14 protein-coding genes and 1 tRNA gene are annotated in these 16,517 nt (G+C 55.1%); 4 read left to right on the top strand and 11 right to left on the bottom strand.

Annotated features, from left to right (window positions below):
- Positions 1-17 precede the first annotated feature (17 nt).
- Positions 18-1,811: a helix-turn-helix domain-containing protein gene (locus NSS64_RS27425; protein ID WP_341142218.1), complete on the bottom strand. Its 1,794-nt coding sequence runs from the start codon at positions 1,809-1,811 to the stop codon at positions 18-20.
- A 255-nt stretch (positions 1,812-2,066) separates the two neighbouring features.
- On the opposite strand from NSS64_RS27425, the gene NSS64_RS27420 reads away from it, so the two are divergent.
- Positions 2,067-2,150 (top strand) — tRNA-Leu (locus NSS64_RS27420).
- Positions 2,151-2,331: 181 nt separating this feature from the next.
- Here the strand turns inward: NSS64_RS27420 and NSS64_RS27415 are convergent.
- On the bottom strand, positions 2,332-3,618 hold the full coding sequence (locus NSS64_RS27415) for a Gfo/Idh/MocA family protein (protein ID WP_341142217.1): 1,287 nt from the start codon (positions 3,616-3,618) through the stop codon (positions 2,332-2,334).
- Positions 3,619-3,745: 127 nt separating this feature from the next.
- On the opposite strand from NSS64_RS27415, the gene NSS64_RS27410 reads away from it, so the two are divergent.
- Complete coding sequence (locus tag NSS64_RS27410; RefSeq protein WP_341142216.1) at positions 3,746-4,561, top strand: AraC family transcriptional regulator; 816 nt, start codon at positions 3,746-3,748, stop codon at positions 4,559-4,561.
- Between the two features lie 127 nt (positions 4,562-4,688).
- Positions 4,689-5,411, top strand: coding sequence for a bZIP transcription factor (locus tag NSS64_RS27405; RefSeq protein WP_341142215.1), 723 nt, complete (start codon positions 4,689-4,691; stop codon positions 5,409-5,411).
- A gap of 70 nt (positions 5,412-5,481) precedes the next feature.
- Here NSS64_RS27405 and NSS64_RS27400 read toward each other — a convergent pair whose 3' ends face one another.
- The 8 genes from NSS64_RS27400 to udk all read right to left on the bottom strand — a co-directional run bounded on the left by NSS64_RS27400 (position 5,482) and on the right by udk (position 13,552).
- A complete protein-coding gene (locus tag NSS64_RS27400) occupies positions 5,482-6,789 on the bottom strand; it encodes a 6-phospho-beta-glucosidase (RefSeq protein WP_340995345.1) in 1,308 nt (435 codons plus the stop codon).
- 6 nt (positions 6,790-6,795) lie between these two features.
- Positions 6,796-7,791: an N-acetylglucosamine kinase gene (locus NSS64_RS27395; protein ID WP_341142214.1), complete on the bottom strand. Its 996-nt coding sequence runs from the start codon at positions 7,789-7,791 to the stop codon at positions 6,796-6,798.
- A gap of 12 nt (positions 7,792-7,803) precedes the next feature.
- Entirely contained in the window at positions 7,804-8,793 is a 990-nt protein-coding gene (locus tag NSS64_RS27390; RefSeq protein WP_341142213.1) for a LacI family DNA-binding transcriptional regulator, read from the bottom strand.
- Positions 8,794-8,894: 101 nt separating this feature from the next.
- Positions 8,895-10,283: an ABC transporter substrate-binding protein gene (locus tag NSS64_RS27385; protein ID WP_341142212.1), complete on the bottom strand. Its 1,389-nt coding sequence runs from the start codon at positions 10,281-10,283 to the stop codon at positions 8,895-8,897.
- A gap of 40 nt (positions 10,284-10,323) precedes the next feature.
- Positions 10,324-11,202, bottom strand: coding sequence for a carbohydrate ABC transporter permease (locus tag NSS64_RS27380; RefSeq protein WP_341142211.1), 879 nt, complete (start codon positions 11,200-11,202; stop codon positions 10,324-10,326).
- Entirely contained in the window at positions 11,199-12,098 is a 900-nt protein-coding gene (locus NSS64_RS27375; protein ID WP_340945453.1) for a carbohydrate ABC transporter permease, read from the bottom strand. Before NSS64_RS27375 ends, NSS64_RS27380 begins: the two co-directional genes overlap by 4 nt.
- A gap of 304 nt (positions 12,099-12,402) precedes the next feature.
- A complete protein-coding gene (locus tag NSS64_RS27370) occupies positions 12,403-12,714 on the bottom strand; it encodes a hypothetical protein (protein ID WP_341142210.1) in 312 nt (103 codons plus the stop codon).
- A 208-nt stretch (positions 12,715-12,922) separates the two neighbouring features.
- Entirely contained in the window at positions 12,923-13,552 is a 630-nt protein-coding gene (gene udk, locus NSS64_RS27365; RefSeq protein WP_036726376.1) for a uridine kinase, read from the bottom strand.
- A gap of 195 nt (positions 13,553-13,747) precedes the next feature.
- Here udk and NSS64_RS27360 point away from each other — a divergent pair, with 195 nt between their 5' ends.
- Complete coding sequence (locus tag NSS64_RS27360) at positions 13,748-14,839, top strand: threonine aldolase family protein (protein WP_341142209.1); 1,092 nt, start codon at positions 13,748-13,750, stop codon at positions 14,837-14,839.
- Positions 14,840-14,971: 132 nt separating this feature from the next.
- Here NSS64_RS27360 and NSS64_RS27355 read toward each other — a convergent pair whose 3' ends face one another.
- Positions 14,972-16,486, bottom strand: coding sequence for an oligosaccharide flippase family protein (locus NSS64_RS27355; protein WP_340945444.1), 1,515 nt, complete (start codon positions 16,484-16,486; stop codon positions 14,972-14,974).
- Between the last annotated feature and the right edge of the window lie 31 nt (positions 16,487-16,517).

Below are 16,517 nucleotides of genomic sequence, written 5' to 3'. Positions count from 1 at the left end.
TATACAACAACGCTCCCTTAGGCGAGGCTCAGCACCGTTTGTGCAAGAGTATCTCCCTGATGTTCCAGCGAAGCAACCTTGCCCAGCAGCTCTGCCTGCAGCTCACGCTGCCGGGTTGTCCAGCTGGCTCGCGGGGCAGCGCCGGTTGTACGGAGTATGGACGGGTCGGACATCTCCTTATAGTATTTATCCAGCAGGGCAGCCATTTCCCCATAGATTGCCGACATCTCTTCCAAGGCAGCATGTTGTTGCGGGTCATGCACCAGCGGCAGAGAGTCGCGTAAGTAGGAGGCGGCGCAGCGGCGGGCATCTGCCAGGGCCATCATGCAGAAGTGATTGACGGATAATCTGCGGCTGAAGGCTTCTTCGTCCGCTGCGGCGTACCAAGGGTGGTCCAGCAGTCCCTCGCTCCATACCTCCAGCGCCTTGTATCCTAAGGCATAAGTGCTGTTGTTGGCTATGGCCTCCGCCTGCATAGATTCCAGCTTAACGCGGAGCGACGCATACAGATTCTCCAGCGCAGACGGAGCCTCCGCCTGATCGCCAAGACGAATCAACCGGTAAGGCCATTGATCCACATGGAGATACCCTTGGCTTACCCTCATATGAGCCTGGAACTCAGGATCAGCTTCAAGCTCACTGAAGGTCTCATCGTCAAAATAACTGCGGCACAGCAGCACATCCCCCTCCGCCAGATATCCTGTAATGACTCCCCACTCCGGCGCTACTCTGAGGTTAATGGCAAGGGGCAGTCTGCCTTGGCGGATATCCTCCAGAATCGCCAGCTTCTCGGCTGTGCGCTGCTGCGGCTCTAACCGGTTGGCCCGGTGGGCACTAAGTCCATAAGCCTTACAGGCGGGGATGGAGTAGTCATAGACGACAAGGGCATCTGCAGCGCTGTAGTCCCATACCGGTTCAAAAGCCACCCTCCAGCAGGCTCCCGAATAGCCCATCACCTGCTCATAGGTGGTCTCTACGCCTCTGGCGGTAAGAGTGAGCGCCATGGCCCCTGCCCAGGAGCAATCCTGCCCCCGTCCGAAGCCCAGCCGCGGAATCCCTTCAATGATGCATTGATCCCGGGAGGAGCGGGTCTGATAGAGATGGCTGCGGTCCCGGCTGTAATGAATCTGTTCGCCTTCCGCACAGCTTACGGCGTGAATACCTTCGGTATTCAGGTAGACCAGCAGCAGGTAGTCCTGACCCCCGCAGCCGATCAGACTGGGAAACAGCTCATGTGTGGCGGTGAACTGAGTCCAGCGGAAATGCTCGTAATGCTTCATTTTGTCCGCAACGCTGCGGTGTGCCTGTTCATTCCCATAATGCGCAGCCATAATCTGCAGCTCATTACTGCTTGAGACATGCCCGTTCGAATGGATATCTATCGTAAGCAGCTGGTCCTTCAGCACAAAGGTCGAATACATGCCGTCAGGGGTCTCATAGGTAACCAGCAGCAGCTTCAGGCGGCCGTCATTCCATGAGTGGGGAAAGAGGTGCTCCCCGGGGATTAAGCTTAAGCGGTCTGAGACTACGAACTGGTTCACAAGCTGGGTAACATCCAGCTCCTGCTGTCCATCCGTATAGATCGCAGAGAGCACCACAAGCTCCTGGGGCAGCAGAATGCTGTCAATCGAGTGATTCAATGCGGCGGATAGCAGAGGAAGGGTGGCCGTCTCCGGCAGAGATTTTCCGGTCTCCCATTTGGATACCGCTTGGGCGCTGACATGGAGCAATTCCGCTAATTGTTCCTGGGACAAGCCTTTCGCTTTGCGGAGGGTAGCAATCCGTTTACCAACTTTTTCGCTAACGATCATGCGCAGTACAACTCCTATATTGGATTCCGACGTCGTAAGTCTATTATAATCTCCGTTTTCGAAATAACCCATATACTGGAGTAGGGCACGCGGTATAACAAAATCAACCGTAAGTTGAGGCAAGCTGCGATGCACCAGCTAACCCCCTTCTCAACGTGGCTGTGTCCCTCTTTAACCATGATAAATAAAAAAAGACTTGTTCTTTTGAAGAATTCATGATATATTACTTCTTGCGTTGCATTGAATATTTTCTTTGCGGTCATGGCGGAATTGGCAGACGCGCTGGCTTCAGGTGCCAGTGGTAGCAATATCGTGGAGGTTCGAGTCCTCTTGACCGCATAATGGTTTTAACCGTGATGCAAGCGAAGGCCCTTCTTAAATGAAGGGTCTTTTTTTTGCTGTGAATAGAATATATGCTAAAAACCGAACACAGCCCCCCTTCCACCACGTACCCGTGATAAAAAGGGGGCTTCTGCATTATCGTGCGGGGTTCATCGCTGCTGTGAGGCCACGCGCTAGACTACCCCTGCCAGATGTCAGCAATCCGCACCGGCTGGCCGGTCTTCATGGAGCGGTTGGCGGCAATGCCGGTCATAATCGACATCGCGCCGTCCTTGTGCGAAGCTGCGCGGTTGAAGCGGTCCTCCTGCTTTTTATCAAAAATATCGCTCAGCAGCACCGGATCACCGCCGCCGTGCCCACCACTGCTGCTCTCGAACTCCACGCGGTAAGGCTCTTTGAAGTGAGGATAGATCATGATGCTGACGCCTTCCAACGCGCCTTCGTTTTCTTTTTTGCCGCCGGAATTGACGTAGGACTGCTCGGTAATCCGCACCTCCATCCGGCCCTGTGTACCGTTGAACACGATGATGAAGCCCTCCCACGGCATATATGCGTTAAGCGAATAGTTCATGACGGTCTTGTTCTTGTACTTGACCATGACGTTCATGGTGTCCTCGATGCTGATATTGTCCCCGAATACACTCTGGTCGCGCTGGTACCCGTCCTCGTGTTCGGCGTCCAGGTACATGCTCTTCAGATGTTCATTACGGTCCAGGTGAAGCGCGAACGGGTCTTTCTCGGCAGCCTTGCTGCCGTAGGCACGCTGATAGAACTCGGTGATGCCCCGTTTCTCGGCATTCTCTCTCCCGTAGAAGCGCAGATCGCCCATGGCGAAAACCGTGTCCGGCTGCGACCCCAGCCAGAAGTTCATCAGGTCGAAGTGATGCGTCGATTTATGCACCAGCAGGCCGCCGCTGTTCCGCTTGTCGCGGTGCCATCTGCGGAAATAGTCCGCTCCATGCTGGGTATTGAGCAGCCATTCGAAGTTCACGGACAGAATTTCGCCCAGCACGCCGTCCATAATGACCTCACGGATCTTCGTGTTATGCGGCGCATAGCGGTAGTTGAAGGTGACCCGCAGATTCTTGCCGGTGCGCTCAATCGCATCGAAGATCTCCCGGCATTTCTCCTCGTCAATTGTCATCGGCTTCTCGGAAATGACATCACACCCCAGCTCCATCGCGCGGATGATATACTTGTGATGCGTCCGGTCAATCGTAGTCACCAGCACGAAGTCGGGCCGGGTCTCGGTGATCATCCGGTCGAAGTCTTCTGCCTTGTACGTAGGAACCTCATGGTAATCGTATTTGCCCGTAAGCATATGATTGGCGAAATTCATCCGTGTCTGATTGACATCGCAGAAGGCCACCAGCTCGGAGGTTTCGTTGTAAGCGGTAACAAGAGCGCCATAGAAAAATTCAGCCCGGCCGCCGGTGCCGACAAGTGCATATTTCTTTTTGGACAAGGGTATCACTCCATTTACTTGGATTTGATTCTATTTTATAGTATAGAAAATGCAGAAAGTGAACGGTATTTAGTCATTTTTGCTCAAAAGTGAACTTATCTTATCCTTTCAGGGGGCTTGGTGCAGGGTGGAACCTATCTTTCAGATTGAGCAGCTGAGGCGCATCGGGCATTTCAATATGGACACCGACCATTTCCATGATTTCTACGAAATATATTATCTGCTGTCCGGGCAGCGTCACTATTATATCCGTAACGGAAGGTACGCGCTGGAAGCCGGAGACCTCGTGTTTATTAACAAAAATCACCTGCACCGCACAACCGGCGGAAGCCATCTTCCGCATGAGCGGGTGCTGATCAGCTTCAATGATGCCTATCTGGAGCCGGTGGCACCCGGGGCAGACTGGATGAATGTGTTCGAAGGGGAGAGCTTCCTGCTGCGGCCTACGGCGCATGAACAGGGACTCATCACAGATCTGCTCCAGGCGATGCAGGAGGAACAGAAGGAGGGGCTGCGCTGGAGCACTGAATATACAAGGATGCTGCTGCTGCAACTGCTGATAACGCTGGAGCGGATAAGGAGGGCGAAGCCCGCCCTGGTCTCACCGGAGCAGAGCGAGGGGCAGCGCCGGGTATACAGTATCATCGAATACCTGGACAACCATTACAGCGAGCGGCTGAGCCTTGGGGGGATTGCCGAGCGGTTCTTCATCAGCGCTACGTATCTGTGCCGGATTTTCAAGCAGACGACAGGCTTCACCATCATTGAGTACCTGAACTATGTCCGAATCCGTGAGGCTAAGGTACTGCTCACGCAGACGAAGTGGCCGATCACCCGGGTGGCGGCGGAGACGGGATTTGAGAGCATTGCGCATTTCGGGCGGGTATTCAAGGCCACGACAAGGCGTTCCCCTCTCCAGTACCGCAAGCAGCACAGGGGATGAAGGCTCCGGGCCAATGTCACTGTTTCATTCGACAATAGCTGCGGGGATGCTGCATATCTTTCTATCTTTTGACACAGAGTCTGTCTTATAATAAATGAAGGTTGAAATACAAATATTGGAGTGTGTTATGAAAATCCAATCAGGGAGTCTCTGGCTTGCTGCTGCTATGCTTGCGGTAACCGTAGCCGGCTGTTCTTCGGGCAGTGCAGGTGCTGGCAGAGAGCTTACGGAGAAGCTGAAGGCAGAGATTAGTGAGCTGAAGAAGGAGAATAAGGTTTTAAAGGAAGAGAATGAAGCGCTGAAGAAGGATCTTGTTGTGAGACCTGTGACCGCGAAAGAGGAAGGCGGTACGGCTGAACTCCTAAGTACCGGGGACAGCCCGGCAGCCGCTGATTCCGGCGAGGACCACAAGCTGATCGTAAAAGGCACGCCGCTCACGGTCGATGGAACGGGTGAGTATACCATTACCAAGACCTCATTCAGCAAAATAGTTAATCCGTCGAATCCGGGCTCATACTACACCTACTATGAAGCCAAGGAACCGGGGACAACCTATCTGGCGATCACCTTGAGGATGAAAAATCTGGCAGGTCAGGCCATCAATGCGGGTGGAGTAGCGGATGTAGAGGTTACATATGACAACAAATATGTGTATAGCACCTTCGCGACGATGGAGAAGAACGGTGGTGAAGAATTCACCTATACCAATATCTCGACGATTGGACCGCTGAAGCACGGCACGCTGGTGTTCCTGACCGAGATTCCTGATGAAGTGAAGTCGAGCGGCAAGCCGCTATATGCGGATTTCGAGATTGAGGGTGAAACCTACCGTTATATCATAAAGAAATAAGAGAAGAGCCTGTGCGGCCGCAGAGTGAACTGTGGTCAGCAGGCTCTTTATTGATGTAAAAGGATTAATCCTAAGCGAAAAAAGCTGGCAGATACTCCTTGTTCGCCTCCAGCATCTCATCCAGCATGGCGATGGCAACCTCCACGGAAGGGACGAGCGGGTGATGGGCCAGCGCCTGGATCGCCAGGCTGCGGTCGCCGGTCACGGCAGCATCGATGGCGAGCTGCTCATAGGTCTTCACGGCATGGATCAGCCCCTTGGCCATCGGCGGAATCTGGGTCAGCGGCAGCGGAAGGGGACCGGTCTTAGTGACGACGCAGTTCACCTCGATGCTGGCATCGTCCGGCAGGAAGTCAAGGATGCCCCGGTTCGCCACATTCAGCGTCTGAATGTCATTGGTCCCGTTGTAGAGCGAGCGCATCAGGTTCACGGCCGCCTCGGAATAAAAGGCTCCGCCGCGCTGCTCCAGCTGCTTCGGCTTCTCATCCAGCGCAAGGTTGCTGTAGATGGCGAACAGCTCCTCCTCCACACGCTTGACGACTTCAGCGCGGTTCCCGCCTTGTGCGGCGGCTTCCTGCTGCTCCGCGAGCATCGCATCGGTCATGTAGAAGTACTTCAAATAATACGAAGGCAAGGCATGCAGCGATTGCAGGAACTCGGGGTTCCATTCGCGTGCCGGAACATTCTTTGCACTGTAGCCTGCGGTATCCTCCAGCATCTCCTGCAGCTTGTCTTCCCCCTCCACATCAATCCGGGTAATCCAGTGCAGGTGGTTCAGGCCAACGAACTCGGCATAGATCCGGTCCGGGGCAGTGTCGTATTTGGCCGATACCTGCTTGATCAGGCCGATCGGGGCATTACAGAGGCCGATGCTCTTCACCTTGGAGTACCGCAGGACCGCCTCGGTGACCATGCCTGCCGGATTGGTGAAGTTGAGCAGCCAGGCGTCCGGTGCCAGCTCCTCAATATCCCGGCAGATGCCGAGAATGACCGGGATGGTGCGCAGCGCCTTCAGCATGCCGCCGGGACCGGTCGTCTCCTGGCCGATCACGCCGTATTTCAGCGGAATCGCCTCGTCACGGGCCCGGGCATCCAGCATACCGACACGGATTTGCGTGCTGACGAAGTCTGCACCGGCAATGGCTGTGCGGCGGTCGGTCGTGAGATGGACCTCGATCGGCAGCCCGGACTTCTCCACCATGCGCTTTGCCAGAGCGCCCACGATGTTCAGCTTATGCAGGCCTGCCTCAATATCTACAAGCCACAGCTCCCGGACCGGAAGCTCCTTATGATGCAGGATGAAGCCTTCTACCAGTTCGGGGGTATAGGAAGACCCTCCGCCGATGACGGCAATCTTAAGACCTTGGTTCGCTGTCACAATGAATCACTCCTGTCGTGTGGTAGTGGGAATAAGCTCGAACTCCCTGTAAGCACGCATCGTCTCATACATAACCTGGCTGACGGTGACCCCGTCACTCTCCAGCGCCGACCAGAGAGCGCCGACCACAGGCTCGGTGGAGAGAGTGACCACTGCCGCGCCTGGTGCCGCTTCATGCACTGCCTGCTCAATCGGTCCGCGAATCCAGCCGCGGTCGCCCCGGGTTAGCAGGCTCCCGGCCAGGACCACATCAAATTCATCGTTCTCCATACCGAGCCGATGAATGACGGCCGCCGCAGCCTTGCCCAGTTCCACGCCTTGGCGGTTCAGGATCGCCAGAGCGGCGGCATCGCCCTCAGCCGCTGCCGGGAACAGCAGGCGGGCCGCATCCAGCGGCACCTGCTTCCCGTGATCCAGGAAGTCATCGTACATGTCTTCCACCCGCTCATAGCCGAGCAGCTTCAGGAGCGGCTCCGTCAGCAGCGTGGGGGCCTCACGGCCGTCCCAGGCCCGGATGACTGTGCGGAACACCTCGATGTTCAGCGCGCCGCCGCCGCCGAAATCACCGTACATATAATCGAAGCCGCCGCACTGGAAGTGGCGGCCCTGCGGATTACGGCCCGCCGCATTGGTGCCGGTGCCGCAGATCAGGGCCACCCCGTAGGGGCGGTCCGTCCCCGCCCGCAGGCCGATCATCGTATCGCCGCTGATCGTGTACTGTGTGAATCCGATGCGGCGGATCATCGGATGAAGAATATTATAGTCCGTCTGGCGGTCAGCACCGGCAAGCCCCAGATAGGCTTGCCGAAGCTGATCCAGCCGGAGCCCGGCTTCGGCCAGCGCCATGGAAGCCGCTTCGCGGATGTTATTCTCCGCCTGCGTCACGCTGGTCTGGTGATTGCCGTTGCCGCTCCGGCCTTTGCCGAGGATGCGGCCTTGTTCATCGCATATGAGGGCGTAAGTTTTGCTGCCGCCCCCGTCGATTCCCATGTAATAAGCCAAAATTTGTCACTCCTAGATTTTTTTGGTTGATTCCCTTACGATCAGCTCCGGGTCGATCCGGATATTGGAGCCGCGCTTCATCTCCCCGCTGATCCGGCGCAGCAGCATGTCGGCGGCGGCGATTCCAATCTTATCCGCTGGCTGGCGCAGGGTGGTCAGGTGCGGGCGGAGCTGGGAGGCGATATAGTGGTCGTCGTAGCCGACTACTGCAACCTCCCCGGGTACCTTTACGCCAGCCTCCATCAGAGCGTTAATGACCCCGAGGGCGATATTGTCATCTCCGGCGAATACCGCCCCCGGCAGCTTGCCCGCCGTGAGCCAGCGCTGGGCTGTGTCATAGCCCATGGCGATCTCGAATTCGCCGGGAACGATCTCGAACGGGGCGAGGCCCTGCTCCTCCAGCGCCTGCAGGAAGCCCGCGCGCCTCTCCCGCGTACTGCGGAACATCTCCTGCCCGCAGAGATGGGCGATGGAGGTATGCCCCAGCTCCAGCAGGTGGCGGGCTGCGGCATACCCGCCCTTGAAGTTGTCGATGGTGATCGAGTAGGTGTCATTCTCCGGCAGCTGATTGTCGATCAGCACATAGGGAATGCCCCGCCGCTTCAGCTCGACAATATAATTGTCCTCTTCCAGCGGGGAGAGCAGGATGAGTCCGTCCATTCTGTCCTCCTGAATCAGGTAGTGGCTCTCGCCGGAGCCGATGCCATCCGACACGGAGATGGCCAGATAGTATCCGTGCAGGGCCAGCGTCTCATTCAGCTCCTTGACTACGGCATCGAAGAAGGAATCCTGGAGTGTCGTGACGATCAGGCCGATGATCCCGGTCTTGCCGCTGGCCAGACTGCGGGCCGCTGCATTAGGGCGGTAATCCAGCTCCTTGATGGCGTCCAGCACCTTCTGGCGGTTCTTCTCCCGCACAGTCCCGGCACCGTTTAATACCCGCGATACGGTGACCACGGACAGTCCTGATTTTTTGGCAACATCAAAAATACTCACTTTCATCTCAAACGCTCCTTGCGGCGGATTTTCCGGTGCTATATTCTATTATCCAGTATACAGGTCGCACCGGAGTTCCGCTAAACGTATATCATTGCCGGGCCGCCTTATCTCTTGATGATCTCCATAACCTTCTTCTGGATCACCGGCATAACCTCTTCCAGCGACTTGTGACCGGTCTCGACCGGCTGCAGCTCATTGATGAACATGTCGTTGATCTGCGAGTAGTGGGTGATCAGATGGTTATAGGATTCATAGCCGTATTTGACCGCGCCCTCATAGACTTTCTTCACATCCCCCGGATCAATGCCGTCAAAATGCTTGTAATACACCTCGGCCGCTTCCGTATTAACCGGCGGATTGCCGCCGCTCAGCTCGATGGACTTCTCCTGGACTTCGGTGGTCACCAGGTATTTGATCCATTCAAAAGCCTCCTTCGGATGCTTCGAATCCTTCAGGATCAGCAGCGGATCGACGTACAGCGTGCTGCGCACCTTGTCATTGCCTCCCCATGGCACGGCGGCTACGCCGACCTTAAACGGGAAGTCATTGGCCCCGGCGAGGTTCCAGGAGCCGCCGATCGACATGCCGATCTTGCCGGCGACGAACGGGTCGCCGTTCTGTCCGGCCACGCTTTTGCTCCACTCGGAAGTCGGGGACACCTTATCCTTGAACACAAGGTCGAACAGCTTCTGGTACGCGGCAATGACCTCCGGGGAATCGAAGTGCGTCTCGGAAGGGACACCGCCGTTAGTCCAGGTATCTTCAGAGTAAGGCTCTGCTCCGAAGTACAGCGGCCGCATATCACGCTCCGCCCAAGTGAAGTCCACGCCGTATTGTGTTTTGGCAATATCGTCCGAGACGAGCGTCATCTTCCTGGCATCCTCCACCATACGGTCAAACGTCCAGCTCGTATCCTCGTAATCGCTTGGCGGGTAGGAGACGCCTGCGGCATCGAACATATCTTTGTTGTAGAGCATCAGGGTGACGTACATATTGACCGGTATGCCGTAGGTATGACCGTTTACGGTATAGATTTTCATCAGGTTCTCAGGGATATGGTAGTCCTCAGCCTTGAAGCCGTCTTCCTTAATGAGGTCCGTCAGATCCAGCAGCATACCCTTGTTGTAGTATTCGGCAAAACCGCCGTATCCGTAGTGGCTTGTCACATCCGGGGAATTACCGCCGGCAATCAGCGTCTGCAGCTTGCTGTCGAACTGCTCATAGGGCGCCTTCTCCACCTTGACCTTGATGTTCGGATGCTCCTTCTCGAAATCGGGGATCAGCTTCTCGATAAAAGTCCGGTCCTCGGAATCAATCGTATAGTGGGATATCGTCACTTGCTCCCCTGAACTGCCGGTATTCCCGGCTCCGCTGTCACCTGCGGCCACGTTGCCTGCCGATTTGCCGCCTCCGCAGCCCGCCAGGACTGTCATTGCGGTCAGGGCTGCTGCCAGCAGCAGCGCATACCTCTTGCTTTTCATGATATGGTTCATTGTCCAATCCCTCCATGATTTCAAGTGTTATAACCCGCGATTACTTGATGCCCGTCAGTACGATGCCCTCGACGAACTGCTTCTGGGCGATGGCGAATAGGGTAACAATCGGGACCATCGCCAGGACGGAAGCGACCATCAGCAGATGCCACGGCGGAATGCGGAAGCGCGATGAGGTGAGCGAGGCCATGCCGACGGGAAGCGTGAATTTGTCCGACGAGCTTAAGTAGAGCACAGGGGTCAACAGATCATTCCAGCTGTAGATAAAAGCAAAAATTGCCACGGTTGCCAGCGCCGGTGCAGACAGCGGCAATGCGATGGTCCGCCACATCCGTAGCTCGCCGCAGCCGTCCATCCGTCCGGCATCGAACAGTTCCTCGGGCAGCGTGGAGAAGAACTGCCGCAGCAGGAAGATTTTATACGCCGAGCCGAAGAAGGCGGGAACGATCAGCGGCAGGAAGGTGTCGATCCACTGCATCTTAGAGAACAGCACGAACTGCGGAATCATAATGGCCGGATACGGCAGCATCATCGTGCTCAGCAGCAGGATGAACCAGAAGTTGTTGCCGCGTCCCCGGTATCTGGCGAACCCGTAAGCGACCAGAGCCGAAGAGAGCAGGGTGCCGAATACGGAGAACCCGGCGATGATCAGGCTGTTTTTGTACAGTGTGCCGAACTGAAGCGTCTCAAAAATATCGGTATAATTGCTCCAGGCCCAGCTCTCCGGCAGAAAAGTCGGCGGGAACTTCAGCATTTCCCGTTTCGACTTCAGCGAGGTGGAGACCATGAAGAACAGCGGCAGCAGCATAAGGAAGGTGGTAATGATCAGTGTGACAAAGCTGGCGATCTTAACAGGCTTGATTCTCCGGCGCAGCCGGGAAGGCGATTCAAGCGGGCGGGTGGCCTTAACGGTGCTCATCGGCGGCTGCCTCCTTCATAATGGACATAACGGCGCGAGAGCCTCATAATGACCGCCGTGAACAGCATGACGACAATCAGAAGGACCCAGGCAAGCGCGGAAGAGTACCCGGCACGGTATTCCTTGAAGGCACTTGTATACAGATTGTAGACGTAGAACCAGGTGGAATAATTGGGTCCGCCCTGCGTCATGACGAAGGCTTGCGTGAAGACCTGGAAGGAGTCGATCAGCCCCATAATCAGCTGGAACAGCAGGACTGGCGAGATCATCGGCAGTGTAATATTCAGGAAAATGCGGAAGCGCCCTGCCCCGTCCAGATTGGCGGCTTCGATCAGGCTGGCCGGGACGCCCTGCAGACCGGCGAGGAAGAGGATCATGCCCGAACCTGCTGTCCAGAAGGACATGATGATTAGCGCATACAGCGCCGTATCGGGATTCATCAGCCAAGCCGGGCCGTGAACGCCGAACCAGGAGAGCATATAATTGAAGAGGCCAATCTGCGGATTGAAGATCCAGTACCAGAGGAGCGACATCGCAACGCCGGAGACCATGCTCGGGAAATACATCGCGGTCCGGAAGAAGCCGCGCCACGGAAGGGTCTGATGCAGCAGCAGAGCGAACCCCAGACCAAGCAGCAGCTGTACTGGCACACTGATAAAGGTGTATCGCAGAGTGACTGTCACGGAACGCCAGAACAGCTCATTGTGGAACATCTCGGTGTAGTTGGCGAGGCCGATGAATTGGGGCGGATGAATAATGTCATAGTCGGTGAAGCTGTAGTACAGCGAAGACAAGATCGGGTACAGGGCGAAGATCAGGAAGCCGACCAGCCAGGGGGAAATGAACAGATACATATAGAACGTCTGCCGCCGGCTCTCACTCTTAATCACGAACACACCAGCCTTTCCTTGCTTAAAGTATAAGCGCTTTAACTTTAGCGGTAAATAAAAATCGAAATACGCCATAATAACTAGGGAAAACAAATCACAAGTTAAACCGCTTTAATTTTAATGCTATCTGTTTCCCTAATCATAGTGGATGAAACGGAAATAATCAACCCTTTATTTCGGGAGTAAAGCGCTACCAGTCAGAAAATATAACAAATGAATGAATTGGTTTGCTGAAAATAATGAAAATTCTAGTGTGAACAAGAATTTTGTGTCAGGTTATATGACTTATGAGCGCCATTTATGGAGCGGCTCACCTGCGGGCGATAGATTTGCGTACAAAGTGCCTGTCAGTCAACGCGCTGTCCAATGTAATCGGTTTTTCGCATACAATGGGCTCGGTAGCCCTCGCGGAGCCCCATGTAATCGGTTTTCCGATTACAATCAGCCCGGCAGCCCTCGAGCTGCCCGATGTAATCGGTTTTCCGATTACAATCAGCCCGGCAGCCCTCGAGCTGCCCGATGTAATCGGTTTTCCGATTACAATCGTCCCGGTAGCCCGCACGCCGCCCATAGTAATCGGTTTTCCGATTACAATCAGCCCGGTAGCCCGCGCGCCGCCCAATGTAATCGGTTTTCCGATTACAATCAGCCCGGTAGCCCGCGCGCCGCCCGATGTAATCAGTTTTCCGATTACAATCAGCCCGTCAGCCCGCGCGCCGCCCGATGTAATCGGTTTTCCGCATACAATTGGCCCGGTAGCAATCGCGGCGCAGCAAAAAACCGTCCGGCATGCCGGACGGCTACTGCACCCATATCAGCCGGTGCGCGGCTTAATTCCATTGGTGATCGCCGGACAGATACTTCTCGGTCAGTACCGACAGCAGCTCGATTCCGACTTGATTCTGTCCGCCTTCCGGGATGATCAGATCCGCGTATTTCTTGGAGGGCTCAATGAAGGCCTCGTGCATCGGCTTCACCGTGGTCAGGTATTGCGTATGGATCGAACGGATGGTCCGCCCGCGTTCCTCGATATCCCGCAGCACCCGGCGCAGGATACGCACATCGGGATCGGTGTCCACGAACACCTTGATGTTGAGCTGCTCGCGCAGCTTCTCATCGGACAGCACATGCAGTCCTTCCAGAATGACGATATTATTCGGGGCAAGCTCCACAGTCTTCTCGGTTGAACGGGCATGAACCGTGAAGTCATACACGGGAGCGAAGGCGGCTTGTCCCGCTTTGAGACAATCCAGATGCTCGATCAGCAGTTCCGTGTCAAAGGCCAGCGGGTGGTCATAGTTAATGGCACCGCGTTCAGCCATGCTGAGGTAAGAATGGTCTTTATAGTAGTTATCCTGGGATATGAATGTTACTTTGTCAGAGCCAAGACGGTCAATCACGGAGCGCGCTACCGTTGTCTTGCCGGAGCCGGTCCCGCCGGCGATACCAATAATAAGCATGGTGAATTTATAAACCTCCCTAAGCAATTGCCTTTGCAATTCCAATATTGTAGCACAGCGGTCAACTTATTTCACCTTGCTGGAGCGGAATATCATGTGAACATTCTAATAATTCGGTTATTTTGTAGAGGAATGATATAATTTCAAGGATTCATACAGATCGGGTGCTACGAAGAAGGGGGCCGGGATAATAAAATGAACGAGGAAAATGCTTTAATGGAGGCGTTCGGCAGAACGCAGGTGCAGCTTGCTGGCCATGGCGGACGGGACGCAGCCGTACTCAAGAAGGCGCTGGCCAGTGTAGAGGACAGTCTCGCTGCGGACATGTACGGGACAGGGGCGGTGATCGAGGAATTCCAGGCAGAGATGGCGGAGGTGCTGGGTAAAGAATGCAGCGTGTTTTTCCCCAGCGGCACGATGGCCCAGCAGATTGCCCTGCGGATCTGGAGTGACCGCGAGGGAAGCAGACGCGTGGCGTATCACCCGCTGTGCCATCTGGAGATTCATGAGCAGGACGGCCTGAAGGAGCTGCATCATCTGGAGCCGCTGCTGCTGGGAGGCAGAGACAGACTGATCACCCTGGATGATGTGAAGAATATGGGACCGGGCATCGCCTGTCTGCTGCTGGAGCTGCCGCAGCGGGAGATCGGCGGACAGCTGCCGGAGTATGCCGAGCTGGAAGCGATCTCAGCCTATTGCCGGGAGCAGGGAATCAGGCTCCATCTGGACGGGGCAAGGCTGTTCGAAGTGCTGCCTTACTATGGAAAGACCGCAGCGGAAATCAGCGCGCTGTTCGATAGCGTGTATGTCTCCCTGTACAAAGGCATCGGCGGGATTGCCGGGGCTGTCTTAGCCGGAAGCCGGGACTTCACAGAGGAGTCGAAGATCTGGAAACGCCGCCACGGAGGCGACCTGATCAGTCTCTATCCCTATATTGTACCGGCCCGGTATTATTACAAGCAGAGAATCGGCAGGATGTCAGAATACTATGAGCAGGCCAAGGAGCTGGCGGCCTTGTTCAACAGCTGCCATAAGGTATCCACGCTGCCGGAGGTTCCGGTCTCGAATATGTTTCACATTCATTTCGCGCTGCCTCTGGAGCTGCTTGCCCCTGTATTGATTGGGATCTATAACGAGACCGGCATTGGCCTGACACCACGGCTCAAGCCTACCGGCGAGGCTTCCTGCTATTATGAGATCAATATCGGCGATCATTATGGCGAAGCGGACCAGACGGCCCTTAGAAGCATGTTCCGGCTGCTGGATGAGCGGCTGAAGCAGCTCTGATCAGCAAGCTTGCCAAGCCAAGAGAAGAAGCCTCTGCGGATCTTGTCCGCACAGGCTTCTTTGTTTATGCCCCCCACGGAGCAGGCAGCACCTAAGCGCGGCCTGTCAATCAGCCCCGCCTCACGTAGAGTCCTAGGCCTGACTCCGCAGAGCCATTTTTCTAACCGGTCCGGCCACCATCTGCTTCTCAGCCCCGTTCAGTCCGAACAGCCACATGGTAAGCACATAGATGAGGGAGTACAGGATGACATACATGCCCAGGTACACGTAAGAAGTGATGCTCACGAAGCTAAGCAGGAACCCGCACACACCGGACAGCAGCACCACCGGAATGAAGACGCGGATGATCTGGAGCCAGAAATGAAGAATATCGAACTTCAATTTATATTTGTAGTACACATTATTCAGGCATACATTGATGATCATTCCGATAGCCGTAGCAATGGCGCAGCCTGTAATCCCCCAGATCCGGATGAACCAGAAGGTTAAAGCCACCTTCAGAATTGCAACTGAGAAGTAGATAAAGGCCTTGACCCTGTGCATATTCATCGCTTCCAGCATGGTGGCGAACAGCGATTGCACAATCGACGTGATCTGGGGAATGATGATGATCAGCGCAACCGTGTATGCATATTTGTAATCCGGGCCGAGCCAGATCAGAATGAAGCTCTGTCCGAATAACACGAAGCCCGAGACGATGTAGCCTACGATCAGCGCCTGGATTCTGCCTATTTTGACCAGCTCCAGCATTAAGGCCGCCTGATCTGCCCCCTTGACGATCATCTTGGTGAGCTTCGGCAGATAGAAGCTGGCCAGCACATTGGAGAAGTTGAGAATATACGTGTTGAGCTGGGCAGCGATGGCGAAAATGGCGATGGGCGTAGCCCCGAGGAACATCCCGATGATCAGCGGATCAGCATTCGTATAGATCTGAAAGGCAATCGAGGATAATAAGATATACGACGAATAGCTGAAGATCTCCTTGAACAGCTTGGTATCGAAGCCGTGGAACCGGACCCTCAGATTCAGCTTGGTGCGGCAAAAGACCACGTTGATCACGCCGATCGCCAGGTTCAGCACAAGCGCAACGGTGACCATCCCTGTCGATCTGAAATCGAACAGCAGGACCAGCACCATCATGGCCGGAGAGAGGACCACGCGGATCAGATTGATGATTTTGAGATAGACGAACCGCTCATAGGCCGTAATGATCGAGCTGAAGATATTCAGCGGGAACGAGACAGCCACGTTGATGGCGGCAATGATGAATATGGTCTTCAGAATGCCCAGCTCAGCTTCATCAAGGCTGCTGAAGATCGCATCGAAATTAAACACCAGAATCACACTGGCAAGTAAGGAGAGGAGTCCGATGGCTGAGAACAGCAGCAGGAACATTCCGTTAATATTGCGCTGGCCTGCGGAGTCATTCTCGGAGATGTATTTCGCATTGAAGCGGATGACCGCGCTGCCGAAGCCCAGATCCAGCAGGACGATATAGGCGATGATGGAGTTCACCAGCGCGAATAATCCATATTCGGATTTCCCCAGGGTCGACACAATGAACGGCGTCGAGCCCAAGGAGATAATAACGCCTAGGAATACCGAAGCATAGGTTATGATTGCAGCAAGTTTTATATTTGTTTTCAAGGGTGGGATCGCTTCCTCGCTACAGAGAGTG

The sequence above is a fragment of the Paenibacillus sp. FSL H8-0122 genome, assembly GCF_038005345.1.
Lineage (GTDB): Bacteria > Bacillota > Bacilli > Paenibacillales > Paenibacillaceae > Paenibacillus_AQ.
The sequence above is the reverse complement of the archived record's forward strand: the minus strand, read 5'-3'. Positions and strand labels throughout refer to the sequence as shown.

What these genes read in the sequence shown, in the direction of transcription:
- NSS64_RS27425 (WP_341142218.1), bottom strand. Translation starts at nt 1,811, where the DNA reads ATGATCGTTAGCGAAAAAGTTGGTAAACGGATTGCTACCCTCCGCAAA.
- NSS64_RS27405 (WP_341142215.1), top strand. Translation starts at nt 4,689, where the DNA reads ATGAAAATCCAATCAGGGAGTCTCTGGCTTGCTGCTGCTATGCTTGCG.
- NSS64_RS27390 (WP_341142213.1), bottom strand. Translation starts at nt 8,793, where the DNA reads ATGAAAGTGAGTATTTTTGATGTTGCCAAAAAATCAGGACTGTCCGTG.
- NSS64_RS27385 (WP_341142212.1), bottom strand. Translation starts at nt 10,283, where the DNA reads ATGAACCATATCATGAAAAGCAAGAGGTATGCGCTGCTGCTGGCAGCA.
- NSS64_RS27380 (WP_341142211.1), bottom strand. Translation starts at nt 11,202, where the DNA reads ATGAGCACCGTTAAGGCCACCCGCCCGCTTGAATCGCCTTCCCGGCTG.
- udk (WP_036726376.1), bottom strand. Translation starts at nt 13,552, where the DNA reads ATGCTTATTATTGGTATCGCCGGCGGGACCGGCTCCGGCAAGACAACG.
- NSS64_RS27360 (WP_341142209.1), top strand. Translation starts at nt 13,748, where the DNA reads ATGAACGAGGAAAATGCTTTAATGGAGGCGTTCGGCAGAACGCAGGTG.